This is a genomic window from Caballeronia mineralivorans PML1(12), assembly GCF_001028175.1.
In the GTDB taxonomy this organism is placed as follows: Bacteria; Pseudomonadota; Gammaproteobacteria; order Burkholderiales; family Burkholderiaceae; genus Caballeronia; species Caballeronia mineralivorans.
Window position 1 is genome coordinate 1 of sequence record NZ_AEJF01000053.1, and the last position, 26,078, is coordinate 26,078.

At 60.7% G+C, this 26,078-nt stretch carries 25 protein-coding genes; 11 read left to right on the plus strand and 14 right to left on the minus strand.

The window, feature by feature from the left end; all coding sequences use genetic code 11:
- The 7 genes from EOS_RS05935 to EOS_RS05965 form a co-directional block, all read right to left on the minus strand.
- A partial coding sequence (locus EOS_RS05935; RefSeq protein WP_326972901.1) for an FAD-binding oxidoreductase occupies window positions 1-427 on the minus strand: 427 nt, incomplete at its 3' end.
- Window positions 428-429: 2 nt separating this feature from the next.
- Window positions 430-1,005, minus strand: a complete 576-nt coding sequence (locus EOS_RS05940; protein WP_047845679.1) for a nuclear transport factor 2 family protein — start codon at window positions 1,003-1,005, stop codon at window positions 430-432.
- Between the two features lie 2 nt (window positions 1,006-1,007).
- The gene (locus EOS_RS05945) at window positions 1,008-2,252 is read right to left on the minus strand and encodes an NAD(P)/FAD-dependent oxidoreductase (protein WP_047845680.1); all 1,245 of its coding nucleotides are present in this window, start codon (window positions 2,250-2,252) and stop codon (window positions 1,008-1,010) included.
- The gene (locus EOS_RS05950) at window positions 2,249-2,581 is read right to left on the minus strand and encodes a cupin domain-containing protein (RefSeq protein WP_047845681.1); all 333 of its coding nucleotides are present in this window, start codon (window positions 2,579-2,581) and stop codon (window positions 2,249-2,251) included. Before EOS_RS05950 ends, EOS_RS05945 begins: the two co-directional genes overlap by 4 nt.
- The gene (locus tag EOS_RS05955) at window positions 2,578-2,994 is read right to left on the minus strand and encodes a cupin domain-containing protein (protein ID WP_047845682.1); all 417 of its coding nucleotides are present in this window, start codon (window positions 2,992-2,994) and stop codon (window positions 2,578-2,580) included. The genes EOS_RS05950 and EOS_RS05955 overlap by 4 nt, the downstream gene beginning before the upstream one ends.
- 31 nt (window positions 2,995-3,025) lie before the next feature.
- Window positions 3,026-3,424: a hypothetical protein gene (locus tag EOS_RS05960; RefSeq protein WP_047845708.1), complete on the minus strand. Its 399-nt coding sequence runs from the start codon at window positions 3,422-3,424 to the stop codon at window positions 3,026-3,028.
- 11 nt (window positions 3,425-3,435) lie between these two features.
- Complete coding sequence (locus EOS_RS05965; RefSeq protein WP_047845709.1) at window positions 3,436-4,743, minus strand: aromatic ring-hydroxylating oxygenase subunit alpha; 1,308 nt, start codon at window positions 4,741-4,743, stop codon at window positions 3,436-3,438.
- Between the two features lie 218 nt (window positions 4,744-4,961).
- On the opposite strand from EOS_RS05965, the gene EOS_RS05970 reads away from it, so the two are divergent.
- From EOS_RS05970 to maiA, 5 genes are all read left to right on the plus strand, one after another.
- The gene (locus tag EOS_RS05970) at window positions 4,962-5,564 is read left to right on the plus strand and encodes a TetR/AcrR family transcriptional regulator (protein ID WP_047845683.1); all 603 of its coding nucleotides are present in this window, start codon (window positions 4,962-4,964) and stop codon (window positions 5,562-5,564) included.
- A gap of 264 nt (window positions 5,565-5,828) precedes the next feature.
- Window positions 5,829-7,178: an MFS transporter gene (locus tag EOS_RS05975; protein WP_047845684.1), complete on the plus strand. Its 1,350-nt coding sequence runs from the start codon at window positions 5,829-5,831 to the stop codon at window positions 7,176-7,178.
- 71 nt (window positions 7,179-7,249) lie between these two features.
- On the plus strand, window positions 7,250-7,966 hold the full coding sequence (locus tag EOS_RS05980; RefSeq protein WP_047845685.1) for a maleate cis-trans isomerase family protein: 717 nt from the start codon (window positions 7,250-7,252) through the stop codon (window positions 7,964-7,966).
- Between the two features lie 171 nt (window positions 7,967-8,137).
- Entirely contained in the window at window positions 8,138-9,223 is a 1,086-nt protein-coding gene (locus tag EOS_RS05985) for a porin (RefSeq protein ID WP_053063777.1), read from the plus strand.
- A gap of 69 nt (window positions 9,224-9,292) precedes the next feature.
- Window positions 9,293-9,928 carry a maleylacetoacetate isomerase gene (gene maiA, locus EOS_RS05990; RefSeq protein WP_047845686.1) on the plus strand — a complete coding sequence of 212 codons (636 nt, stop codon included), beginning with the start codon at window positions 9,293-9,295 and terminating at the stop codon, window positions 9,926-9,928.
- Window positions 9,929-10,136: 208 nt separating this feature from the next.
- Here the strand turns inward: maiA and EOS_RS05995 are convergent, their stop codons facing one another.
- The 5 genes from EOS_RS05995 to EOS_RS06010 form a co-directional block, all read right to left on the minus strand.
- Complete coding sequence (locus tag EOS_RS05995; RefSeq protein ID WP_047845687.1) at window positions 10,137-11,093, minus strand: electron transfer flavoprotein subunit alpha/FixB family protein; 957 nt, start codon at window positions 11,091-11,093, stop codon at window positions 10,137-10,139.
- Window positions 11,094-11,843: an electron transfer flavoprotein subunit beta/FixA family protein gene (locus EOS_RS06000; RefSeq protein WP_047845688.1), complete on the minus strand. Its 750-nt coding sequence runs from the start codon at window positions 11,841-11,843 to the stop codon at window positions 11,094-11,096.
- Between the two features lie 53 nt (window positions 11,844-11,896).
- Window positions 11,897-12,043, minus strand: a complete 147-nt coding sequence (locus EOS_RS44205; RefSeq protein WP_082163233.1) for a HutD family protein — start codon at window positions 12,041-12,043, stop codon at window positions 11,897-11,899.
- Between the two features lie 10 nt (window positions 12,044-12,053).
- On the minus strand, window positions 12,054-13,241 hold the full coding sequence (locus EOS_RS06005; RefSeq protein WP_047845689.1) for an NAD(P)/FAD-dependent oxidoreductase: 1,188 nt from the start codon (window positions 13,239-13,241) through the stop codon (window positions 12,054-12,056).
- A gap of 291 nt (window positions 13,242-13,532) precedes the next feature.
- On the minus strand, window positions 13,533-14,543 hold the full coding sequence (locus tag EOS_RS06010; protein WP_082163234.1) for a LysR family transcriptional regulator: 1,011 nt from the start codon (window positions 14,541-14,543) through the stop codon (window positions 13,533-13,535).
- A gap of 194 nt (window positions 14,544-14,737) precedes the next feature.
- Here EOS_RS06010 and EOS_RS06015 point away from each other — a divergent pair, with 194 nt between their 5' ends.
- From EOS_RS06015 to EOS_RS06030, 4 genes are all read left to right on the plus strand, one after another.
- Window positions 14,738-15,553: an alpha/beta hydrolase gene (locus EOS_RS06015; RefSeq protein ID WP_047845690.1), complete on the plus strand. Its 816-nt coding sequence runs from the start codon at window positions 14,738-14,740 to the stop codon at window positions 15,551-15,553.
- Window positions 15,554-15,604: 51 nt separating this feature from the next.
- Window positions 15,605-16,789 carry an efflux RND transporter periplasmic adaptor subunit gene (locus EOS_RS06020; protein WP_047845691.1) on the plus strand — a complete coding sequence of 395 codons (1,185 nt, stop codon included), beginning with the start codon at window positions 15,605-15,607 and terminating at the stop codon, window positions 16,787-16,789.
- 67 nt (window positions 16,790-16,856) lie between these two features.
- Entirely contained in the window at window positions 16,857-20,051 is a 3,195-nt protein-coding gene (locus EOS_RS06025; protein WP_047845692.1) for an efflux RND transporter permease subunit, read from the plus strand.
- Between the two features lie 15 nt (window positions 20,052-20,066).
- Window positions 20,067-21,587, plus strand: a complete 1,521-nt coding sequence (locus EOS_RS06030) for an efflux transporter outer membrane subunit (protein WP_047845693.1) — start codon at window positions 20,067-20,069, stop codon at window positions 21,585-21,587.
- A 21-nt stretch (window positions 21,588-21,608) separates the two neighbouring features.
- Here EOS_RS06030 and EOS_RS06035 read toward each other — a convergent pair whose 3' ends face one another.
- Both EOS_RS06035 and EOS_RS06040 read right to left on the minus strand, forming a co-directional pair.
- On the minus strand, window positions 21,609-22,385 hold the full coding sequence (locus EOS_RS06035) for a maleate cis-trans isomerase family protein (RefSeq protein WP_047845694.1): 777 nt from the start codon (window positions 22,383-22,385) through the stop codon (window positions 21,609-21,611).
- Entirely contained in the window at window positions 22,382-23,626 is a 1,245-nt protein-coding gene (locus EOS_RS06040) for a D-amino acid dehydrogenase (RefSeq protein WP_047845695.1), read from the minus strand. Before EOS_RS06040 ends, EOS_RS06035 begins: the two co-directional genes overlap by 4 nt.
- A gap of 325 nt (window positions 23,627-23,951) precedes the next feature.
- On the opposite strand from EOS_RS06040, the gene EOS_RS06045 reads away from it, so the two are divergent.
- Both EOS_RS06045 and EOS_RS06050 read left to right on the plus strand, forming a co-directional pair.
- Entirely contained in the window at window positions 23,952-25,151 is a 1,200-nt protein-coding gene (locus EOS_RS06045) for a branched-chain amino acid ABC transporter substrate-binding protein (RefSeq protein WP_047845696.1), read from the plus strand.
- A 25-nt stretch (window positions 25,152-25,176) separates the two neighbouring features.
- Entirely contained in the window at window positions 25,177-26,076 is a 900-nt protein-coding gene (locus EOS_RS06050) for a branched-chain amino acid ABC transporter permease (protein ID WP_047845697.1), read from the plus strand.
- Window positions 26,077-26,078: the final 2 nt, after the last annotated feature.

Genomic DNA, 26,078 nt, shown 5'->3' on the forward strand with positions numbered 1-26,078 from the left:
CGACGGCCGGTAACCTGAAGCCCTGTCCGAGCGGGCCGAGCGCGTCGAGCGTGTCGCGTGGAGCCAGGCGCGCGAGGCCGCGCGTGCCCACGCCCTGCACCTTGTAAAGGAACTCGATGCGTTCATCGTCCGCTTCCACACGGTAGATGCTCATCGGGCGGCGCAGGTACGCGGCTTCATCGGTGCCCGGCGGGCACGCGAGATGGAAGAACTGTCCTGCAACGACTGTGAGCGCGGTGGCAGGTGCGCTCAGCACCAGATGCTTGTATTCGGGGTTGACCCAGTCGTTCGAGCGCACCGTGCAGATGTTCTCGGCAATCGGCAAGGCTTGGTCGTGGCATGCGGAGTGTGTATCGCAGTGGCCAGGCGCAAACGCGATGACCTTGCTCGCCGTGGGCGCGGTGGGTGCCATGGGGGAATCGTTCATGTTCATTCCGTAAGGGTTGTACCGCGCGTTCGCATGGCCGCGAGCGCGCCAAAATCATTCGCAATGGGAAAGGGGATCGCACTTGACTCCATCATCTTCAGTTGCACGAAGCGCATCTCACTCACGAGCCAGTGGCCCGCATCATCGACGGCATATTTTTCTTCCGTGATCGCGCCGAGGAGGACGGCGTGAGCGTCGTCATCGCGCAACGCCAGTTGCCAGAGCCGCCAGGTTGCGTGTGCGATGCCCGTGCGAACGTCGACATCGATCGTTTCGCTCGTGTAGTAATGCATGGCGAAGCGCCAGGGCGAACGAAGGAACCAGTCGTGCAGCGCTTTGCGTCCCGTTAGATCATTGCCGAAGCCCGAGCCGCCGACCCAGACCGCGTCGTGCGTGAAGCACTCGGCCTGTTGCCGCGCGACGTCGTGCATGACGGCGTCGGGCTGACGCGTGTAGTCGCTGGTGTACTTGGCGTCGGCGAGCGCGGCGTAGCGGGCTTTCAAACGGCGAATGGCGTCGATGGCCTCCAGCCGCGCCACGCGTTCTTCAAGTGAAAGCAAAGCCGGTAGGGTCGTCATGATCAGAGGAACGTTTTCAGTGCATGCCGGGTATCGGCGATACGCAGCGTGTCCACTGCCTGGCGGCCTGTCACGAGCGCTTCGATGTGACGCCGGTCGCGGCTCTGGTTGATCGTCACGCTCGCCTGCACGCAGCCGTCGCGCAGCCCCACGACCGTTGCGTTCGCCGTTTCCAGGCTGCCGCGCACGATCCATTCGTGCGCGGCGTCGGGTGTGCCGGTCACCTGAATGGCGTGGCCGTGCTGATCGGTCCACATCCACGGCGTTTCGCGATACGGCTCGCTGCGGCCAAGCAACATTTCCGCGACGGCGCGCGCCTGGTTCTCTGCATTGCGCCACGTTTCCTGGCGCAACGCGACGCCGGATTCAGCGTCCCGCAGGTAGGCGACATCGCCGGCTGCATAAAGCCACGGGGCGAGCAGGCTGCGGCAGCGGGCATCGACGTGCACGCCTTGCGTATCCGCGAGACCCGTGCCGTGCAGGAAAGCGGGATGGCAGTTGGCGCCGGTCGCCATCAGCACGCAATCGGCATCGGTCAGCAAGCGCTCATCGCCGGACCTGGCTACGATCTGCAGCCGCTCGCCCGTCTTCACGATCTTCTCCACGCGCACGTTCTTCTTCACCGCGACGCCGTGTTCCGCATGCTGAGCTTCGAGCCACGCGGACACGAGCGGCGGCAGGCAGCGGTTCATGATCGCGCTGCCCGCTTCGAGCACAGTCACGCGCATGCCGAGCTTCGTTGCGCTCGACGCGACTTCCATGCCGATCACGCCGCCGCCGATGATCGCCAGTTCGCGGCACGCCGGAAACGCGGCCTTCAGCGCGATGCAGTCATCGAGCGTGCGCAACACGTGTACGCCAGGCAGGTCGCGGCCGGGCACCGGCAAGCGACGCGCCGCCGCGCCCGTCGCCACGACGAGTTGATCGAAGCCGATATGACGTCCGTCATGAAGTCGCACGCGGCGGGCATCGACGTCGAGCGACTCGACCGTTGCATGCACGCGTTCGATGCCGATGCCCGCGAGCGCGTCGTCCATCCAGAATGCCGACGGCGCGAGTACGAGGCTTTCGCTGGCTGTCGTGCCCAGCAGCATTTCCTTCGATAATGCCGGTCGCTCGTAAGGCGCATGCGCTTCGGCGCCGATCAGCGTCACGCGGCCGCTGTGGCCTAGCGCGCGCAGATGCTGCGCCACGCGCCCGCCCGCGTGGCCCGCGCCCACGATCGCCACGTGTGAATGCGTGTTCATGCTCGCTCCGGCACATTGCCGTACGCGCTGTCGTACGCACGAACGGTGACGCGATACAACTCGCCGCGCTCGGTGAGGCACGTGAAGCGCCGCGCTTCGCCGGCGGGAATCACAATGGCTTCGCCTGCGCAGAGAACGTAGTGCTCGCCCGCGGCAACAACGTCGATGCGGCCCGAGAGAATCGCGCCAACTTCTTCGCCGAGCGTGCCCGCTTCGATATCGATGATTTCGTTTTGACGTAACGTCTGGATGCCGGCGGAGAGCGCGGCGCCTTCCACGCGATCACCGCTTGAGACGTGCTGGCAGGACATCGTGTTGATGGTGCTCATCGTGCCCCTTCCCGGTCCGCGAGCGGATAGTAGGGCGTTTCATCGCCGCTGCCATACTCGGCGCGCGGCGGCGTGACCACGTTCAGGCGCATGCTGATGCCAGCCGGTTCGAAGCGGTTCACGCCATAGTGGCTCAGGCCGGCGGGAATGATTACCGCGCTGCCCGCATTCATGACGCGCTCGACATCGGCTTCGCCAGGCCGCACTTCGAAGATCGAGCAGCCGCCGCTCACCTGCAGCGACGCTTCCTCGCCGTGGTCGTGCGCCTTCGCCGGCAGTTCGCGTCCCGCCTCTTCGACGAACTTGATCACCGCGACGCTGATCGATTCGCCGATGTAGAGCTTCATATAAAGGCCGTTGGCGACGACCTGCTTGAGACCGTCGTCGATGCCAAAAATGCGGCACTTGGGCATGGTGTTGTTCCTCTGTGAATGCTGCGCGACGTCAGATGGTGGGCCGCATCGTGAACGTTTCATCGGCCACGAAGCGCCGCGGATCGTATCCGTCGATGACCGCCGGCTGTTTGTAGAACTCAACTGCAGGCGCGACCTCCGCGAACGAGAGCAGCAGGTACATCAGTGGCTTCGCCACATCGGGCAACGCGTTGAGCGGAAACGGGTTGAGCCACTGCACCACGGCGTCCACGCGCGGCAGCATGGCGTCCTTGAACGCGAGAATCGCGTCCATGCCCACTGCATGACGTTGTGTGTTGCGCTCGGTTTCCGTTGCCAGCGCCCAGCGTTCAACGAACGGCTGGAGGTCGGCAAACGCGTCGGGTAAAGTTGCGGGTGTCGTTTTTGAAATCTGGCTGCGCCCAGTCATTACGATGATTTTTTCTTCCACGTTCATGCTCCTCAGGCGGCGGCCGCCACGGGTTGTTCCTTCGCTTCAGCTTCGGCCAGCAGGCGCTCGATCACGTGATAGCTGTGGCGCACGAGCAGTTCGTTATCCTGCAGCACCATGAATTTCTTCACGCCGGTTTCGGCGGCGCGCTGCGTGCGCTCGAGCGTGCTCAGGTCCTCGAGCAGCACGTCGCGCAACGCGACCTTCATGTATTCGAGGAAGAAGCGGCCGCCGGGCGTCGTCATCTCCGGGTAATAGACGCGCGCTTCGAGCAGCGTCTTGTTGTGCGCGATCGGGCGGAAGTTGTACGCCTGGCAATAGTTCGGGCGTAGCGAGAGATAGAAGTCCGGGAAGACGACATTGATGTCGAAGAGCCAGTTCGGGCTCTTGGTCCAGTTCACGCCCTTGGGCAGCGCGTCGAGCGGGAACGCATGGCGCGCGCTGCCAATGCCCGCGCGCAACGCCGCCGCTGCAATGGGCCGCTTCGCGCTTGCATCTGACAAGGCTTCGCTCGCCGCCGCGCCGCCCGAGGTGACCGCCTTCGGGTTGCCATAGACGGACTTCTGGTTGCCCGCGAGCGAGAGCCGCCGATGAAACTCGCCGCACAGCGCGTCGAGCGGCGGCATGCTGCCGCCGTCGCTCTTGTCGATCGCATCGGCAATCGAATTGCCGTGCACGTAGGCCACGTGATACGCCTCCTGGAAAGCGTCGAGCGCGAGTTTCCAGTTGCAATCGACGACCGTTTCCCACGCAAAGCCAACCGTCATCTTGTCGAACGGATAGCCTTCGATGTCGCCGTACATTGGCTTCATGAATTCGTCCAGCGAGAGCGCGGGCTCCGGATCCATGTTGACGAAGATGAATCCCTGCCACACGTCGCACGACACGCGCGTGAGCGCATAGTCCGCGTGCGAAAGGCCGAAGAAGCACTTTTCGTCGGGCACGCCGGTGAGGTTGCCGTCGAGGTCGTACGCCCAGCCGTGGAACTTGCAGAAGAATTTGCGCGTGTGACCGGTCTTCTCGTAAGCAATCTGATTGAGCCGATGCGAGCAGACGTTGTGCATCGCGCGAATCTGGCCCTGCTTGTTTCGCACGAGGATGATTTCCGTATCGCACGCGGCCAGCGTCTTGACGAAATAGTCGCCGGCTTCCGGAATTTCTTCCACGCGGCCGACCTGCAGCCACGTCTTCTTGAAGATGTGCGCCTTCTCGCGCGCAAAGTAGTCGGCCGAGATGTATGGCTCGACGGGAATCAGTCCCGAGCCCAGTTCGGCGTAGCGGCCAGTGAGTGTGCCTTCAGGGGCGGGAATGTTAGTCATGCGATCGTCCTCGAAAGGGAAGCAGATGTTCGTCAATAACGAATGGCATTCTGTTTTCAAAAAAAAGGCTTGTCAAGCGTTATGCGTCACGCGTTGTTCGTCGATGGAAACAGGGGGATTGCTAGAATGGCGGGCGCCCGCGCTTGGCTTGGCGGGCGAAGAAGTAGGGACGCCGGTGCCTGGCGATACCCGTAGATCATCCAGTTCGAGGAGACCCAGTGCCGCAGGTCAAGAAACCAGAAGTGCGGGAGGCCATCCTGAAGGCCGCGTTTTCGGCGTTCAGCAGCAAGGGCTATTCGGCGACCACCATGACCGAGATTGCTCGTCTCGCCAAAACAACGGTCGCGAACCTGTACGTCTACTTCGACTCGAAGCTCGTCATCCTCTATGAGATTTACCAGCCCTGGCTCACGAAGCAGCTCGACCTGCTGCGCGAAGAGGTGATGAGCCTGGATACGCCGAGGGCGCGCATCAAGCGCATTCTAGTGGGGCTCTGGTCCGACATTCCGTCCACGGACCACACGTTCGCCAACGCGCTGATCGACGCACTCGCAAGTGCGCCGCCGAACCTGGGCAAGCCGTTCAAGCTGATCGATACCGTCGATGCCTTCATCGGCGCATTGCTGCGCGACTCGTTACCGCCGGAGCGGTCGTCGGTGGTGCAGGGCAACATGCTCGCGCACGTGATCTGGATGGCGTTCGACGGCTTCGTGATCAATCACCGGATTGGCGACGTGCGCGACATTGACCAGATCGCCAGCATGATGACGGATCTACTACTGGGCGGTACTGAGCCCGACACCGAGCCGCGCACGCGCTGATTTTTTGCTGCAGTGCAATTGCGCACATCGAGCGCGTTGCAATGTTCAGCGTCGTCAAAAAGAAACAGAACGGATTTTTGAAAATCTTTTGACATGCTCGAATAAAGAATGTCATTCTGTATTTAGATCATCACGCGGATCGGCACGACGTTCCTGACCTCGCGACGGCTTGAAACCCGGCGCGTCCGGTCTGGGCGTGCGGAACGGTCGCGCCTGCAGATCCTGGTCCACATCATTTGCTATGCTAAATATTGAGGTGCCTTCATGGCGGCTTTGTCCGATAGCGCGGCGTCCCACGCGTTCCATCCCCCCGCGCGAACGACGTATCTGGTGCTGATCCTGTGCTTTCTCACCATCGTGGCCGAAGGCTACGACATTGGCGTGATGGGCACGATCGTTCCCTCGCTTCTCGCGGACACCAACTGGAAACTCACGCCCATTGAGGTCGGCGCGATGGGCAGCGCCGCGCTCTTCGGCACGCTCATCGGGTCGTATTTCATCAGCGTGGTGAGCGATCTGGTCGGGCGCAAGTTGTTGCTGATTGGCTGCGTGACGCTCTTCTCGCTCTCGATGATCGGCGCTGGCTGCGCGCCCACGCCCTTCGTGTTTTCGGCGGCACGGTTTATTGGCGGACTGGGCCTTGGTGGCGTGATTTCGGCCGCAGCGGCATTGACGATCGAGTTTTCGCCGCCTGAAAAGCGCAACCTCAACTTCGCGCTGATGTACTCCGGCTATTCGATCGGCGCGTTGCTCTCGGCGGTGATGGGCATGGCGTTTCTCGGCTCGCATGGCTGGCGCTTCGTCGTGGCGCTCGGCGCCGCGCCGTTGCTCGCAGTGCCGTTCCTGTTCTATATGCTGCCCGAATCGCTAGACTTCCTGATTGCACGTGGCCGTCACGCGAAAGCGGCGGCGCTTGCCAGGAAGCTCGGCATTGCGGCCGTCGAACTGGAGCAGCGCGTCAAGGACCCGCTGCCCAAACCGACGGTTGGTGCCGTGTTCCGCGAAGTGTTCTCGAAGCAGAACGTGCTCGCCACCATCAGCTTGTGGGTGGCGCAGGTCGCTGCTGTCATGGTGATCTACGGCCTCGGCACGTGGCTGCCGCAACTCATGCGCAAGATGGGCTACGACCTTGGCCCGAGTCTCTCGTTCCTCGCGGTGTTCATGCTCTCGTCGGCGCTGGGCGGCATTTTGATCGGGCGTATCAGCGACTTTCTCGGCACGCGCAAGACCATCGTGGGCGGCTATGTGGTCGGTGCAATCGCCATCTCCAGTCTCGCGATCAAGAGCGGTCTTATCATGAACTACGTGCTGGTGGCGCTCGCGGGCTTCGGCAGCATTGGTGTGGCGATGGTGCAGCTCGGTTACATCGCCAACTACTACCGTGCGCATGCCCGGGCGAGCGCTACGGGCTGGGCGGTGGGCGTCGGCCGATTCGGCGCAATGAGCGGTCCGATGGTCGGCGCGTACCTGGCTTCCCAAGGCGCTGATGTCCAGTGGAACTTCTACGCGTTCGCCGGCTCGGCGCTGGTGGCAGCCGCAGCCATTGCGCTCACGCGCAGCCCGCACTGGAGCAGCCCTTCGATGACGCCCGGCGCGGTATCGCTGAAAAGCTGAAGCAGCTTCGCTGACCGTACCGCGGTGCGCCATGCGCGCCTTCGAAGCTAACCGTCGCCACAGGACATTCCATGAGTTGTGGATTCGGCGAAGTGGCGCGCATTGGGCATTTGTATCCATCGGGTGGTCTTTGCGACTATGAAGTGCAGATGATGGCGCCCGACGGCGTGCAGTTTCTTACCACGCGGCTGCCGTTTAGCGATACGTCGATCGCATCGGACAAGGCGCTGATCGACGATCTCGAATCGCACGCCATGCTGCTCGCCGATGCCCGCGTGGACCTGATCGCGCTCAACTGCACCGCGGCGGGCGTTGTTGCCGGCCCGGAGGAGATCAACCGCCGCGTGCAGGCTGCGACCGGCATCCGGTCGGTCACGACGATTCAAGCGGTCATGGCGGCGTTGGCGGCTGTGAAGGCCACCCGCATTGCGCTGATGACGCCCTATAGGCGTGAGGTGGTGGAAGCGGAAGTTGCGTTCTTCGAGAAACAGGGTCTGCGTGTCGTTGTGGAAGAAAGCTTGCCGCAGGACACCCCCTACGATCAGGGGATGCTGCATCCACAACGATGGCTCGAACTGGCGGCCACGCTCAAAGGACCGTTCGATGCGCTCGTGATCAGTTGCGCGGGAATCCGGCTCGCCGGTGCTATCGAAAAGCTTGAAGCGCTCGTGAACAAGCCCGTGATCGCCAGCAATGCCGCATTGCTCTGGTACTGCCTGAAAACGCTGAACATCGCGCAAAAGCCGAAGCACTATGGAAGCCTGCTGGAAGGCGCTTTCGACGCATGAACCATTGACGTAACCGCATCGCGCAGGACGTCCGGCCGGACGTTTAGCTTCTACGCGCGCTTGGCTACGGCCGATTCAATCCAGTTTGGCATCAGACATTCAACCTTGATCCGGCCGGCATCGGCCGGTGTTTAAATTTGCTCGATTTTGATATCTTCCATAGGATTAGTAATGCTAAAGAATATTAGTCTCATTGCTGCGACGGCTATTTGTATCGGCTATATCGATCGATGCGAAGCACAGACCAGTAGCCTCACCATGTACGGCAGTATCGACGAAGGGATTGGCTACGTCAGCAATCAGAATGGCGGCAAGGCGGTTGTCATGGGACCTATCGCGGTGCCGGATAAGTTCGGCTTCGTCGGTTCGGAAGATCTTGGCGGCGGTTTGAGCGCCATTTTCAAGCTGGAAAATGGCTACTTCTCGAACAACGGCCGCTTTGCGATATCGGGTTATCAGTTCAGCCGGATGGCTTATGTGGGTCTAACCAGCCAGCAGTGGGGCACGCTGACGCTCGGCCGGCAGTGGGATCTGACAAACGAAGTTTTTACGCCGAACGCGAACGGCGCGGTGCAGTTCAATAACTTCATGTATCACCCGGACAATATCGACAATGCGGCGGTAACGCCGCTCAGCAATTCGATCAAGTATGCGAGCCCGGGCTATCGCGGCTTCAGCATTCGCACCATGTATTCGTTCAGCGACGCCAACACTGCGCTCGGCCGGTACATCGGCGCGGCGGTGCTCTATGCGACGGGGCCGCTGCAACTCGGCGCCGTCTATAGCGACACGAACCATCGCACGTATGCTTTCAATACGCAGCTGGGCTACACGAGTTTCATGGGGCAGAACCTGGCAGGCGGCGCGTCTTTCGTGGCGGACAACACGCGGATCATCGGCGTGGCGGGAACCTACAAGCTCGGCGATCGCTGGCGCATTCACGGCATGATCGATCAGGCGCATCTGCAGACACGGCAGGATACGGAGACTGCGCTGACCGAAGAACTCGGCGTGGATTACCAGGCGAGCGTCGCCAACACCGTGAGTTTGGGTGGCTTCCACACCGAGTTTGCGGGCAAGGGATATAGCACCGTGGGCCTTGCAAATTTGTATCAGCTGTCCAAGCGGACACTGGCTTATGCCGAAGTCACGTTCCAGAAGGCGAATGGCGGTGCGCTGGCAGACTTGCCTTCGCTGTCGCCTTCGTCAAACGATCATCAGCTTTCCTTGCGGATCGGCTTGCAGCATTACTTTTGATTTGCGTGTTCGTGCAGGGCGATGAGGTGCGCATGCAGCGCGTGCGCGCCTTTCAACAAAAGGGAAGACATGAAGCTCTTCGAGTACCCGGCGAGTTCGTCGTCGCTTCGCGTGCGCATCGCGCTCAACCTGAAGGGAATCGCTTACGAGTCGTTCAGCGTGGATCTGTCGAAGGACGGCGGCGAGCATCGGCAGCCAGCATTTTTGTCGATAAATCCGCAGGCGCTGGTGCCGGTTATCGAGTCCGATGGGCGTCACATTGCGCAGTCGCTCGCGATACTGGAATTCCTGGAGGAGTGGTGTCCGTCGCCTGCGCTCATGCCTGGTTCATCGCATGAGCGGGCGCATGTGCGCAGCCTGGCGCTGCACATTGCCTGCGAGATGCATCCGTTATCGAGCATGAAGACGCGGGCTCGGCTGAGCCGTGAGTTTTCACTTGGCGACATCCAAACCCTGCGATGGGCGCTTCACTACCTCGAACAAGGCTTCGGCCAATTTGAAGCGGTTCTCGGCAAGGGTCGGCAAACTGGGCTGTTCTGCCACGGCGATCTACCGACCATCGCCGATTGTTTCCTGATCCCGCAGGTCTACAACGCGCGGAAGATGGGGCTTGATACGGCGCATTTTCCTCGCATCGATCATATTTATTCTGCTTGCCTCGAGCTGGATGCGTTTCAACGCGCCATGACACCGATGACGGGCTGACTGTTGAGACCGCGCGCGAATCTCCGTTTCTTGACCGGCTTACTTTACGGTGTGTGGACACGCACATTCACCACCTTCCTCAGTCAGGACAGGTTCGTTTTGCACCGGATTGTGTTCGAAGTGCATCGTGGGCAAACAAGTTTTCGATTCCTCTTGATCTGATGTTCCAGCTCCAAGAGAGGCGATGCGCGGTTCTTTTCGCGAGCGCTTACAGCGATTGTGTCAACGCGGGCAGTACCTCGAACAGGTCGCCGACGAGACCGTAGTCGGCAATTCCAAAGATAGGCGCGTCAGCATCTTTATTGACTGCGACGATGACCTTGGAGTCTTTCATGCCGGCCAGATGCTGGATGGCGCCCGAGATGCCGATAGCGATATAGAGTTCCGGTGCAACGATTTTCCCGGTCTGGCCGACTTGCCAGTCGTTCGGTGCATAGCCCGAATCCACCGCTGCACGAGATGCTCCGACTGAAGCACCGAGCTTCTCCGCCAAGGGGTCGAGAAGGGCGAAGTTTTCCTTGCTGCCCAGACCACGACCACCTGATACGACGACGCGCGCCGCAGTAAGCTCAGGCCAGTCACTTGTGGCGACTTCACGGCGGATGAAAGTTGACAGGCCAGAATCAGCGACAGCCGGCGCCGTTTCGATAGCCGCACTCCCACCCTCGGCGCGGGCTGCATCGAACGCTGTCGTACGAATGGTCGCGACTTTCACCGCGTCGCTCGACTGCACAGTTGCGATAGCGTTCCCAGCATAGATGGGGCGCTGAAACGTGTCGTCGGACTCGATAGCAATGACGTCGGAAATCTGGGACGCATCGAGCTTCGCTGCCACGCGCGGAGCTGTGTTCTTGCCGGCAGCCGTGGCGGGGAAGAAGATATGTGAGTAGCTACTTGCCAGGGCCAGCACCTGCGCCGCGACGTTTTCCGCCAAACCGTCCGCGAATTGGGGCGCATCGACGAGGATGACCTTGTCCACGCCCTCGACCTTGCTCGCCGCTTCTGCTGCAGCTTGTGCGCCGCTGCCAGCGACGAGGACGTGGACGCCGTTCGAAAGCTGCTTCGCGGCGGCGATGGTATGAAGCGTCGCGCTCTTGATTTGAGCGTCGCCCCCCAAGGGGGCTTCCTTCGGGGCGTTGTGTTCGGCAATAACAAGCGTCGTCAATTAAATCACCTTTGCTTCGGTTTTCAGTTTCTCAATGAGAGTCGCGACGTCCGGCACCATCACGCCTGCCTTGCGTACTGGAGGTTCAACGACCTTCAGCGTCTTGAGACGCGGCGACGGGTCGATACCAAAGTCGGAAGGTTTGAACACCTCAATCGGCTTCTTCTTTGCCTTCATGATGTTCGGCAAGGTCACGTAGCGCGGCTCGTTCAGGCGGAGGTCCGTGGTCACAATCGCCGGCAGACGCAACGAAATGACCTCAAGGCCGCCGTCGACTTCGCGCGTCACCGTTGCGGTGCCATCGTTGATTTCGATGTTGCTGGCGAAGGTGGCTTGCGGCCAATCGAGGAGAGCGGCGAGCAATTGACCCGTCTGGCCAGCGTCGTCGTCGATTGCCTGCTTGCCGAGGATGACCAGTTGAGGTTGCTCTTTTTCAACGACTGCCTTGAGAAGCTTTGCTACGGCAAGTGGTTGCAATTCTGCGTCCGTCTCGACCAGCACCCCGCGGTCCGCGCCGATAGCCAGCGCAGTACGCAGTGTTTCCTGGCTTTGCGACAGACCGCAAGAGACGGCGATGACCTCAGTCGCTTTGCCAGCTTCCTTCAGACGCGTCGCCGCTTCCACGGCGATTTCGTCAAAGGGATTCATGGACATCTTGACGTTGCCGATGTCCACGCCGCTTTCGTCGGCTTTTACCCGGACCTTCACGTTGTAGTCCACCACGCGCTTTACTGCGGTAATAACCTTCATCTCATCTTCCTCGTCATTTCAGTCGTTTATTCTGATACCGGACGGCTCGATAGTCACAAGTACGGACCGTCACGCTCAATCTCGGCCAGACTGATTCGCCATTGACTGTTTCCCGTCGCAAGGGTCCTCGGGACCCCGCCGCCGTTGCGCCAGGGTTCTATCGGAACCGATGCGATCGGGCGCACATCGATTGCAGACATGGTTTTGACCTCAGGACACCGCGCCGAGACCGTATTTGCCGATCAACAGTTCGCCAGTCGTAAAGCGTTCGATGGAGTACGGCTTGAGCGACACGTCGGTCGGCAGGCCGAGCGCTTCCTGCGCAAGCACTCGTCCGACTGTCGGTGAAAGTTTGAAGCCGTGACCGGAGAAGCCGTAGCCAACCACCAGGCCTTCAATTCCGGGCAACTTGCCGAGGACAGGGTTCCAGTCCGGCGTCACGTCATAGACGCCCGTCCACGACGAAGCAATCCCGGCAGTCTCGTATTCGGGGAAGCGCTCGGCGACCTGGGCGCCGACTTCGATGACGTAGTCCATCGGGATGTCGCCTTGCTCCACTTCGGTCGTGTTGAGCTTTTCACCCACCACGCCTTCACTGACGAGCATCTGGTTGCCGCCGTAGCTGCGGTAATAGAGCATGCCCGGCGATGCAAGGTCCTTGAAGACGGGCATCGAGAACGTGTACTTTGCGGCTTCACATTCGAGCGCCAGCACAGCATGGCGCTCGGGCATGACAGGAAGGGACTTGCCGGTCCAGCCAGCCAGTTCCGGTGTCCAGATGTTCTGGGTGCTGATGACCATCGACGTAGAGAAGTCGCCGATGCTGGTGGAGACGCCGACGACCTCGCCGTTTTCGATAAGAATCTTGTTGACCGAAGCGTTCTCGCGGATGGTCACACCGGCACGACGTGCTGCGCGGGCGAAGCCGGTGGCCACAAGGTAGGCGTCAGCAAACCCGGCCTCGGGCTCGTAGCCAATCAGGGCGGCATCGCCGAACTGTGCGATGGGAAGCAGCTCGCTAGCCTGTTTTGCGTCGAGCAGTTCGAGTGGAATGCCTTGCTCTTTCTGCTGGTTCAGGGACGCCCGCAGCGGTTCAAGCTTGTCGCCCTCAGCTGCAACAATCATGTAGCCACACTTGACTAGCCCGCACGACGCTTCGTCGTCGCCCAGATAGGACGCGAAGTTGTTGAAGACGTCCCACGATTTACGCGCCAACTCGACGTTTTCCTTCACCGAGTAATGGGTGCGCAAAATGCCAGATGATTGCGATGTTGTTCCGGCCCCAATCGTGCCCCGGTCAAGCACGAGTACGTTTTTCGCGCCCAGCTTTGCAAGCTGAAATGCTACCGAACTGCCGATAACGCCAGCCCCAATCACAACCACATCATATGTATTCACTTTCAGCTTCCTTTTGAGCAAGGTGTGAGTGAAGTGTGATGCGGCAAAAACAAGGGACCGGAAATATAAGCGAATACGATTTTTAGCAGAAGCGCATCTCACGGTGCGGGTCTTCGGGTACGAATCTACGCAACCGATGCGAAGACTCGCCACGCCGGTTTTCGCTGCTGCCCGGACGTTAAAGGCGACTGTTTGGGCGTGTGACACCCGCGGCCTCGGTCATCGACTTCGTCTCGCAGACAAGAATAGTTTTCTTGTTGATGACGAATTGGGCAAGCTAAGCCCGGTTTATCACGCGTAAGCTTGCGCAGGTGCGGCAAGCGTGCGGGCCGTGCTGTAAAAGCCTGCCTCGTGGTCGGTTTCGTCAATCAGGCAGGGGCCTTGAATGTCCATGCTGCTGGACATTAACGGACATTTTTCGAAGACCGACGCGATCCAGTCAACAAACACGCGAACCTTGGGCGCCAGATGACGGTTGTGCGGATACACCGCCGCGATAGGCATGGGAAGCGGTTTCCACTGCGGCAGCACCTCGACCAGCTTGCCGGAACGCAAGTGCGGCAACAGCATGAACTGGGGCGCCTGGACAATCCCGGCGCCCTTTACGCCGCACATCACGTAGGCTTCGGCGTCGTTCACGGCTAGTGCACCCCGCATCTTGACCGCGGTCGTTGTCCGGTCGACAACAAAATTCATGTCCTTGATACGACCCGTCCTGTTGGAGAAATACTGTACCGCCAGGTGTTGCCGCAGGTCGTCCAGATTCGTCGGCTCGCCATGGCGTTCGATATAAGCGGGGCTTGCGGCAGTCAGCGTCTGAAGCTCACCCAGGCGTCGTGCGACCAGACTCGAATCCTCCAGCTCGCCGACGCGAATCGCACAATCCACCCCATCCTGCACCAGGTCCACGGGCTTGTCTCCGAAGCCGACCATGAGGTCGATGTCAGGGTAGCGCTCGCGGAATTCGAGCAGCCGGGGCATCACGATCAACCTGCCGATAGACCCCGGCATGTCGATGCGAAGCTTGCCTCGCGGACCCTTTCCAGTATTTGAAAGGGAGTCCTCAGTTTCGTCTATCTCCGCAAGGATGCGCAGACAGCGTTCGTAATATTGCGCACCTTCCGGAGTCAGGTTCAACCGTCTTGTCGTGCGTTGCAGGAGGCGTACACGCAGGTGTGCCTCCAGGTTCTTGATGATCGTGGTGGTGGAGGCGTGCGGCAAGCCCAGCGCATCTGCCGCACGGGAAAAACTGTTCATCTCCACGATCTTCGTGAATACCTGCATTGCCTGTAGCCGGTCCATGTTGCCTCACCTTCAGCGCTTCGCCGCACACGCGACAGCACGCTGTTCAAGTAGAAATGGGCAGGTCCGATCGCGATTGTTCCGAGCGAGCGAATTGTGTTCTGGATTATAACCATTTATCAGAATTGCGCTGAAGTCCACAATGCCACGCATCGTAACTTTGGCGGAATGGCGCAAAACGCGTCACACGAAACATGCAATCGACGAGCGATCCGACGCTTAGCATCGAAGACGTATCGATCACGGGTCACGCGCAACTCATCAAGGTGCGCAGCTATCTCCCGGCTTCGAAAGGCGCGCTCTTGCCGATCGTTATTTATTTCCATGGCGGGGGTTTTGTCCGCGGCTCGCCGGACGACGCGGAGATTGCCGCAGCGACGATCGCCCGGCATACGCAAGCCTGGGTGGTGTCGGTGGGTTACTCGCTGTCTCCCCGGTTTCCATTTCCTGCCGCACTCGAAGATGGCTACCGCGCCACGCAATGGGCGGTGGCCAATGCGCGCGCGCAAGGTGCGGATGCACGGCGCATGGGCGTGGCCGGTCACGATGCCGGCGGCAATCTCTCGACCTGTCTTGCCGCGGTTGCGCGAGATCGCGGCGAGTTCGCCTTTGCGGCGCAGGCGCTGCTCGCGCCTTTGCTTGATCCCAGCATGACGCGGATGGCCAAGGAGGACGAGATTGTCGATCCGGATCTCGGAGTGAGCGAATGCGCGCAATGTTATCGAGCCTATTTGCCCAATGCATCGCAGTGGCTGCATCCATACGCGGCCCCGATTGAGTCGCGCCGGCTGGCTGGTTTGCCGCCGGCACTGATCGCCAGTGCGCAGCAGGATCTGCTGCACGTCGAGGCCGAAAAGTACGCGGGCGAACTGATTGCCGCAGGGGTGCCCACCGAAGTCACACGGCATCGCAACGCTTCTCACCATGAGCTGGGGAGGCATCCGGCGGCGCTAGCCGATGTCGTGGCGTTCTTCCAGAAACGGCTAGCTGTCAAAGCACACAGACGCTAAGCCCTCGTAGCAATTCATAAAAATTGATAGCGATTTAATCGGAGCAAAAAAATGTCCAACACACGCAATCGGAAATACGCTGCGCTTGGCGCAACGCTCGTCTTGGCCGGGGCAGGCGCATTGACGGTATTTCATGGTCACGGCGATTCGCCGGTCAACTCGGCGGTTGCCGCGTCGAATGCCGCACCGCCGACGGAAGTCGATGTGGCTCCGGTTGTTGCCAGGTCGGTGACGGATTACCAGAGCTATTCCGGACGGCTGGAAGCGATCGATAAAGTGGAGATCCGGCCGCTCGTGTCGGGCACCATTGTCGCGGTGCACTTCAAGGACGGCGCGTTGGTCAAGAAAGGCGACCCGTTGTTCACTATCGATCCGCGCCCTTACGTCGCGGAAGTGGATCGTGCTTCAGCGCAGCTAGCGGCGGCGCAAGCGCGCAATGGTTATACGTCCACCGACGCCGCGCGCGCGGACCGCTTGCTGGTGGATAACGCCATCGCCAAGCGCGACTACGATCAGGCCCAAAACGCCGCGCGTGAAGCGCAGGCGAATTTGAAGGCGGCGCAAGCAGCGCTCGAAACAGCGAAGATCAATCTGGGTTACACGAACATTGTCGCGCCGGTATCGGGCCGTGTGTCGCGTGCCGAGATGACGGTGGGCAACATCGTCTCTACGGGGTCGAGTGCCCCGTTGCTTACCACGCTCGTCTCGGTCTCGCCCATCTATGCATCGTTCGATGTCGACGAGCAAACGTATCTGCGGTATCTCAGCCATGACTCGCGTGGAAGTGTGCCGGTCTCGCTCGGGCTGGCGAACGAGGACGGCTACTCGCGCGAAGGCAAGGTCGACTCGGTGGATAACCGCCTTGATACCGGCTCGGGCACGATCCGGGTGCGCGCGCGATTCGACAACGGCGACGGTGCGTTGTTACCCGGGCTCTATGCGCGCATCAAGGTGGGTGGAGGCGCGCCGCATCCGGCAGTGCTGATCGACGATGCCGCGATTGGCACCGATCAGGACAAGAAGTTCGTGATGGTCGTGGATCACGACAACCGTGCACAGTACCGGGAGGTGACGCTGGGCACGCAGAACGACGGGCTGCGCGTGATCGTCAAGGGTCTCCAGCCGGGCGAGCGGATTGTCATCAACGGCTTGCAACGGGTGCGGCCGAACGACGTCATCAAGCCGAACGTGGTCGTCATGTCCGGCACATCCACACCGGTCAAGGACGCTTCATAGGGCGTGTGCTTCCAGGCAGCGCCACCCGAACGCTCATGCACCCTCTCATGCAGATAAACAAACCGTCATGAACATCTCCAAGTTTTTTATCGACCGACCTATTTTTGCGGGCGTGTTGTCGACGATCATTCTGTTGGCCGGGGTGATCGCCATGTTCAACCTGCCGATCTCCGAGTATCCAGAAGTCGTGCCGCCGTCGGTGATCGTAAATGCGCAGTATCCGGGCGCCAATCCGAAGGTCATTGCGGAGACGGTCGCTTCGCCGCTGGAAGAGCAGATCAACGGCGTCGAGAACATGTTGTACATGCAGTCGCAAGCCAACAGCGACGGCAAGCTGACATTGACCGTCACGTTCAAGCTGGGCATGGACCCGGACAAAGCACAGCAGCTCGTGCAGAACCGCGTCTCGCAGGCGCTGCCGCGTCTTCCTGACGACGTGCAACGGCTCGGCGTGACGACCATCAAGTCATCGCCGACGCTGACCATGGTCGTTCACCTTATCTCGCCCAACGGCCGCTACGAGTCAACGTATCTGCGCAACTACGCGCTGATCAACGTCAAGGACAGGCTCGAACGAATCCAGGGCGTAGGGCAGGTCGACCTGTGGGGTTCGGGCGATTATTCGATGCGCGTGTGGCTCGATCCGCAGAAGGTCGCCGAGCGAGGCATGACAGCAACTGACATAGTCAATTCGATCCGCGAGCAGAACATCCAGGTAGCGGCCGGTGTGATCGGATCGTCACCGACCACGGCGAACGTACCCCTGCAATTGAACATCAATACGCAAGGGCGCTTGCAGACCGAAGCTCAGTTCCAGGACATCGTGCTGAAGACTTCGCCGGATGGCGCTGTCACGCATTTGCGCGACGTAGCGCGTGTCGAATTGGCCGCGTCCGACTATGCACGGCGCGCGCTGCTTGACAACAAGTCCGCGGTCGCCCTGACGATCTTTCAACAACCGGGCGCGAATTCACTGCAAATATCGGATCAAGTCCGGCAGTCAATGAAGGAGATGCAAGTCGACATGCCGCCGGGCGTGAAGTATGAGATCGTCTATGACCCCACGCAGTTCGTGCGCTCGAGCATTGACGCGGTGATTCATACGCTGATTGAAGCCATTGCGCTGGTCGTGCTGGTGGTGATTGTGTTCCTGCAGACATGGCGTGCCTCGATCATTCCGTTGCTTGCGGTCCCGGTGTCGATCATCGGGACGTTTTCGCTGCTGCTGGCATTCGGCTTCTCGATCAATGCACTGTCGCTGTTCGGCATGGTGCTGGCGATCGGCATTGTGGTGGACGACGCAATCGTGGTGGTGGAGAACGTCGAGCGAAACATCTCGTCCGGACTTTCAGCACGGGATGCGACCTATCAGGCGATGCAGGAGGTGAGCGGACCGATCATCGCGATTGCGCTTACTCTCGTCGCCGTGTTCGTACCGCTGGCGTTCATGTCGGGCCTGACGGGTCAGTTCTATAAGCAGTTTGCGATGACCATCGCCATCTCCACGGTGATCTCCGCGTTCAACTCGTTGACCTTGTCGCCGGCGCTCGCAGCACTGCTGCTGAAGGGACACGATCAACCGAAGGACTGGCTGACGCGTGGCATGGATCGCGTGTTCGGTGGGTTCTTCAGGCTCTTCAACAAGGTGTTCCATCGCGGTTCTGAAAACTACAGCAAAGGCGTGGCGACCTTCGTCAATCGCAAGGCAGCGATCCTGGGGATCTATCTGGTCCTGCTGGGCGGCGCGGTGCTGATGGAGAAAATTGTCCCGGGCGGTTTCGTGCCGGCGCAGGACAAGCAATATCTCATTGGCATTGTCCAGTTGCCCAACGGCGCTTCGCTCGATCGTACGGAGGACGTTGTCCGCCAGATGGGCGAGATCAGCAAGAACGTTCCGGGCGCAATCTCCGCCGTGCAGTTTCCCGGTCTATCGATCAACGGTTTTACCAACTCGTCCAGCGCCGCCGTCGTGTTTTTCGGGTTGACGCCGTTCGATGAACGTAAATCAAGCACGGTCACCGCCAGTGGTGTGTCGGCCGAACTCAACAAGCGGTTTTCGACGATCAAGGGCGCGTTTATTGCTGTGTTCCCGCCGCCGCCGGTCCTGGGGCTGGGAACGCTGGGTGGCTTCAAACTGCAGATCGAAGATCACCAGGCATTAGGCTATTCCGCGTTGAACGACGCCACGCAGGCGTTCATCAAACGCGCGGCGCAAACGCCGGAACTGGGGCCCTCATTCTCCAGCTATCAGATCAATGTGCCGCAACTGAACGTCGATCTGGACCGGGTCAAGGCGAAACAGCTTGGGGTGTCGGTAACGGATGTGTTCAGCACGATGCAGGTCTATCTTGGCTCGTTCTATGTGAATGACTTCAACAAGTTCGGCCGGGTGTACCAGGTACGCGTGCAGGCAGACGCGCCGTTCCGCTCGAGCACCGACGCCATCGGTTTGCTCAAGACTCGCAACGCCAATGGCGAAATGGTGCCTTTGTCCTCGCTCGTCAAGGTGACGCCGACGTTCGGGCCCGAGATGGTCGTGCGCTACAACGGCTATACCGCAGCCGATATCAACGGCGGCCCGGCACCCGGCTATTCGTCCGGTCAGGCACAGGCGGCCGTCGCGCGTATCGCAGCCGAGACACTGCCGCGCGGCTTCAAGTTCGAATGGACCGACCTGACGTACCAGCAGGAGCTGGCGGGCAACGCGGCGCTGGTGGTATTTCCTGTCAGCGTGCTTCTCGTGTATCTGGTATTGGCTGCCCTGTACGAAAGCCTGACGTTGCCGCTCGCGGTGATTCTGATAGTGCCCATGAGTATTTTCTCGGCGCTGCTGGGCGTCTGGCTGACTCACGGCGACAACAATATCTTTACGCAAATTGGCTTGATGGTGCTGGTCGGTCTGTCGGCTAAAAACGCAATTCTCATTGTGGAGTTTGCGCGGGAGCTGGAGATGCAGGGACGGTCGATTGTCGAAGCGGCTATCGAGGCAAGCCGCTTGCGTTTGCGTCCTATCCTGATGACGTCTATCGCTTTCATCATGGGCGTGGTGCCGCTTGTGATTTCGTCAGGCGCCGGGTCGGAGATGCGCAAAGCCATGGGCATTGCCGTGTTCTTCGGCATGCTTGGCGTAACGCTCTTCGGGTTGCTGCTCACGCCCGTGTTCTACGTGGTGCTGCGTAAGCTCGCTGGCAACGAGCATGTAGTGGACAAGCATGGCTTGCATCCGCACATGCGCGGTATCGACGCATCGATCGAGGCTTAACAGAACGGAATGGACATGACAAAACCATATTTAAGCAACCGGGGTTGGGGCTTGTCGGCATTGTTGCTGGTGCTGGCCGGGTGCTCGCTGGCGCCGGTGTATGAAAGGCCTGATGTGAACGCCCCGGCCGCGTTCAAGGAAACACCGGTTCAATCGAGCGCTGGCGATACCGCTGCCCAAGCGGACGCCGGCACATGGAAGACCGCGCAACCGTCGGATCATATTGCCCGCGGCCAATGGTGGACCATTTTCGATGACGCCACGCTGAACGATCTCGAGCAACAAGCGCTGGATGCCAACCAGAACCTGAAAGCAGCGACGGCGCGCGTGAAGGAATCGCGAGCCATTCAGCAAACGGCCCGCTCCGGTTTGTTTCCATCGATAGACGCGGGATTCGGACCAACGCGCGAAAAGGTTTCCCCTGCGTCGCTGCTTGAAGCTGATGGCGTCAACGTGCCGTCGCAGACCTTATGGCGCGCACAGGCCACGGCGTCCTATGAAGTCGATTTGTTCGGCCGGGTATCCGATTCAGTGAAGGCTGCCGGCGCGGATGCCGAGCAAACCGAAGCGTTGCTTCGTTCAGTGCAGTTGGCTTTGCAAGCGGACGTGGCGCAGAATTACTTCAACTTGCGTGAACTGGACTCGGAGCTGGAGGTTTATACGCGAACGGTTGCGCTGCGCGAACAAACGCTTGAACTCGTGCAGCATCGCTTCAATGAGGGGGACATCAGCGAACTGGACGTGGCCCGAGCGAAGTCCGAACTCGCTACCGCGCGCTCCGACGCGATGACCGCGCAGCGGCTGCGTGCATCCTCCGAGCACAGCCTTGCGGTTCTGCTGGGCAAGGCGCCGGCACAGTTCTCCATGGCGGCAAACCCGCTTGTGCCGGTGCAGATCCGCATTCCGCCGGGCTTGCCATCTTCACTGCTGGAACGCCGGCCGGACATTGCCGCCGCCGAGCGTGCAATGGCTGCGGCCAATGCACGGATTGGCGTGGCCAAGTCCGCCTACTTTCCGTCGCTGTCGCTCACGGGTGCGGCAGGGGTCGAATCCGCCACGCTAGGCGATCTTTTCAAATGGTCGAGCCGCGCTTTCCTCCTTGGGCCATTGGCCGGGACCGCGCTTGCTGTGCCTGTCTTTGACGGAGGGCGGCGCAAGGGCAACCTCGCGAACGCTCGCGCCGTGTTCGAGGAGGCCGCGGCGAATTACAGGCAGCAGGTGCTGGTTGCGTTCCAAGAGGTCGAGAACAACCTTTCGGATCTGCGCATTCTGGAGGAGCAAACACGCACGGAAGCGCAAGCCGTCAGCGCGTCCAATCGTGCCGCCACAATTTCCAGGGCGCAGTATACGGAAGGCGCCGTTAACTACCTCGACGTGATCGATGCAGAACGCACCACGCTGCAGACGCAGCGGGCCGCAGTGCAATTGTCGGGTGTGCAGGCAGTCGCAACGGTTAATCTGATCCGGGCATTGGGCGGCGGGTGGGGCGATTCGGTAGCGGCAAGCTCGTCGGAATCGAGCGTCGCGCAGCGCTGACTGAGGCTAAGGTCAACGCGATCATTGGGCAAACAACCTCCCGAGATGAGGCTCCCGGTCTTCCACGCCTGCTAGCCGCAACGCGTGCCAAGCCATCGCGAAGTTGCTGGATATCACCGGCTTGCCGATCCTTGCCTCAAGCTCTGGAATCAGTTCGGCGATGCGCAAGCTCGTGCATGAGACGAAAACAGCGTCCACGTCTGGGTTCTCTGCAAGGCGCTCCACGGCGGCTCGCAGAGAGGCCGCGTCTATCCGTGCCACCTCGTTGTCATTCGCATGCTCGAACGACGCCATGCGCGTAATGCCGACGCCGCGTGCCTCGATGTAGTCGCGCATATAGTCGTTAATCGAGCGCACATAGGGCGTCAACAGTCCGGCGCGCTGAATGCCCAGTGCGCGTAGCGCAGCGAGCGCGCCGGTAATCGGTGTGGTACACGCGACGCCCGGGCGCGCTTCGTGGATGCGCGCGAATACGTTTTCCTCGCCGATCACCATCGATGCCGACGTGCAGCCAAACGCCACGACATCGATCCGCTCGGCGGGACGAATCAGCGCGACCGCCGATGCGATGCGCGCATCCATCTCCAACAGCCGTTCGGGCGTGATGTCCGGCGAGTTGAGCACGCGGCTTTCGTAGAACGCCACGCCATCTTGCGTCAGCAGGCGGCGCCATTCGTGTTCGATCGTGTGATCGGTGGCAAGGACCACGAGCCCAATGGCGGCACGCCGGCAGATGCCGTCGTCCAGCACGAAATCGAGCCTTGCGTAGGCATCATCCTGCAGTGGGATCGTGCTCATTTCAGTGTCATCCCTGTCATGTCGAGTTCGGGTTGGCGGCCGGCCATGATGTCGACCAGCAGTTTCGCAGTGCCACACGACATCGTCCACCCCATGTGTCCGTGGCCCGTGTTCAGATACAGGTTCCTGTGATGCGTGCGGCCGATCAACGGCGTTCCCTCGGGCGTCATCGGGCGAAGACCCGCCCAGTACGACGGGCTGTCATAGTCGGCGCCATCCGGGAACAACTCGCGTGCGGCCTGCAGCATCTGCCTGAAGTCGGCGGGGGTGTGGTGGGTGTCGTAGCCGGCGAACTCGGCGGTCGCCGTAAAACGCAGCCGTTGGCCAAAACGTGCCCATGCCACGAGATTGTTCTCATCGACGCCGCCCAGCGTCGGCGGACGGTGATTCGGCCCAACAGGGAACGTGGCCGAATAACCCTTCACCGGGTACACCGGTAGTCGATAGCCCAATCGACGCGCCACAATGGGCGACCAGGAGCCGAGCGCGAGGACGAACTCGTCGCCTTGCACGAGCCCCGCCGGCGTACGCACCCCGACTACCTGGTCGCCGGACGCCTCGATCGCGCTAATGGACGTATCGAATTTGAAACGCACGCCCAGGCGCTCGCACACCGACTTCAGCCCGCAGGTGAACAAACGCGCATCACCGCTTTCATCGGTTGGGCAATAAATCGCGCCTGCGATCCTGTCACGGGCGGGCCCAAGCGCCGGTTCCCGCGCGACCACCTGCGCCGCATCGAGCGTTTCGAGTCTCAGCCCGTTGTCCGCGAGGATCGACATGTTCTGCGTGCCTCGCGCGAAAGAAGCTTCGTCGCGATAGAGATACAACAGGCCGCGGCTGGTGCGATCGTATTCCAGGCGTTCGGCCGCGGTGAGCTGCTGCAATTGACTCTGTGCGTAGCGGCAAAGCCTCACCTTGCGCGTCGTGTTCTGACGCGAACGCTCCGCCGTGCAATTGAGCAGAAACTGGAAGCACCAGGCCCACATGTGAGGATCTGCGTTGAGCTTGAGCCGTAGCGCCTGCCCCTCGACGAAGAGTGACTTCAGTAGGATTTTCGGCGCACGCGGAGACGCCCACGTATACGAGTGCCCCGGCGCGACCAGACCGGCGTTGGCAAAGCTGGTCTCGAGCGCGACGCCTGGCTGGCGGTCGATCACCGTCACCTCGCGGCCCTCTTTGGCGAGGTAGTAGGCGGCCGTGACCCCCGCGATTCCGCCCCCCAGCACAACGCTTCTCATGCGTGACTCCGGTGTCGACCAGAGTTGGCGCTTCAGCGCTTACTCTGGTCCCATGCAAAGCTGCTTGTCTTTTAAAAATACGATGTTGCCGGCACTTTTGCATGGTGGTTTATACGCAGATACCCTATACGGCCCAAATGTGCGGCGAGACCTATCATGAAAGGAGTGCTTTCATGGTTGCGCTGCGACGAGTCCCGAGAATCAGGCTACTGATCTGGCGGGTTACGACTTGAATGCGGACGCAGGTTTCCATTCGTTTCTGATGTCACCGGTACAGCCGTGTGGCGGATCGGTCCGATCCCTTTCACAATAAGGAGTCACGAACATGATTGCTCAGAAGAATGGCTCGCCCGGCGCGAGTCGCGTCTTGCGGAAAACGACAATCGCGGCACTAGCCGCTCTGGCCGTGCTCGCCGGCACGGCCCCCGGTTTGGTACAAAGCGAGAACGTCACGATCAAGATCGGCGTGCCTGCGCCGCTGTCGGGCAGCAGTGCCAACGCCGGCACCGACATCGTTAATGGTGCCAAGCTCGCCGCCGCCAGGATCAACGCGGCTGGTGGCGTTCTCGGCAAACAGATCGAAATAGTGCCGGAGGACGACGCTTGCGACGCGCAGACAGCAGTGCAGGCAGCGCAGAAACTGGTCGATGCGGGGGTCGTCGCGGTGGCCGGCGGTTATTGCTCCAGCGCGGCGCTACCGGAACTAACAACATTTCATCGGGCCGGAATCCCCTACGTGCTGGATGCGTCGACCAATCCCAAGCTGACCGAAATGGGCTATGACAACGTGTTCCGCACGATCGGCCGTGACGACGAGCAGGGTCCGTTTGCAGCCAGTTTCATGAAGAACTCTCTACATGCAAAGCGGGCAGCCGTGATCAACGACAACACGACCTATTCCAAGGGCCTGGCCGACAACACCGTGGAAGCCCTGAAAAAGGACGGCGTCGATGTCGTCTACAACGATGCGATCACGCCAGGTCAGATGGACTACTCTCCGACGCTGACCCATGTCGCCGCATTGAAACCTGACGTGATCTACTACACCGGCTATTTCTCCGAAGCTGGCCTGATGGTGAAGGAGGCGCGGCAACTGGGCCTGAAGATGACCCTCATGGGCGGCGACGCCACCAACGACCCCACGCTGATGAAAACAGCCGGCCCGGCGGCCAATGACATGATCATCACCACAGCGCCGCTGGCGCAGTTCCTGAGCGCCGCCCATGGCTACGTCGACGACTATATGAAGGCTTACGGGCAAGGCCCGGGCCCGTATTCAGTCTACGAATACGATGCCGTGGGAGTCACGGCGAAAGCGATCGCGGACGCAAAATCGGCGACGCCCGCCGCGATCACGGCTGCCCTGCACAAGGTCTCGAACTACCCCGGCGCGACCGGGACGATCGGCTTCAACCCGAAGGGTGACCGCAGCGTGGCGGTGTACATCACCATCATCGTTCGCGACGGTAATTTCGCGCCCTATCAGAGGCAAGATGCAAGCGGACACTGGATGACGATGAAATAGGGTCTGCCGCCCACCGGGCCCAGCCATGAGCACCTTCTTCCAGTTCGTCGTCGAAGGGCTGACGATCGGCTCGTTCTATGCCCTTGTCGCCCTCGGCTACACGATGGTCTACGGGATTATCCGGCTGATCAACTTCGCTCACGGCGACTTGTTCATGGTCGGTGCGTTCATCGGCTGGACCGGTTTGACGGTGCTTGCTGCAGCACACCTGCCGCTTGCTTTGGCGTTGCTGATTACCCTTGTGGCTTCGATGGCGGTCACAGGGGCACTTGGCCTCGCGATCGAGCGGGTTGCGTACCAGCCACTGTTGCGCGCACCGAGGCTGTCGATTCTGATCACAGCACTCGGCGTCTCGCTAGCGCTGGAAAACGGTGTGCTGCTGCTCTACGGCGCCGGGTTCAACACCTATCCCCACGTGCTCAGCCACGCAGGACTCGATATCTACGGCGTGCAGATCACGTTCGCACAGATCGGCATCATCGTGGCCAGCTTTGCGTTGATGCTCGCGTTGTATTTCTTCGTTCACCGTACGTTCGTCGGCACCGCGATGCGCGCGCTGGCGATCGATCAGGACGCGGCGCGTCTGATGGGCATCGATGTCGAGCGGCTGATCCAGCTAACCTTCTTCCTGGGTTCGGCGCTCGCTGCCGTGGCAGGGGTCATGGAAGGGCTCTACTACACGCAGATCAATTTCTTCATGGGCTTCGTGCTTGGCCTGCGCGCCTTTACCGCCGCGGTTCTCGGCGGCATCGGCAATATTCCGGGCGCGATGGCCGGCGGCATCCTGATTGGCCTGCTCGAGGCCTTCGGCGCCGGTTATGTCTCTTCGCGGTGGACCGATGTGTTCGTGTTCGGCGTGCTGATCGGCGTGCTCGTGATCAAACCGACCGGGTTGTTCGGCGAACGCGTTGTCGAGAGAATGTAGCC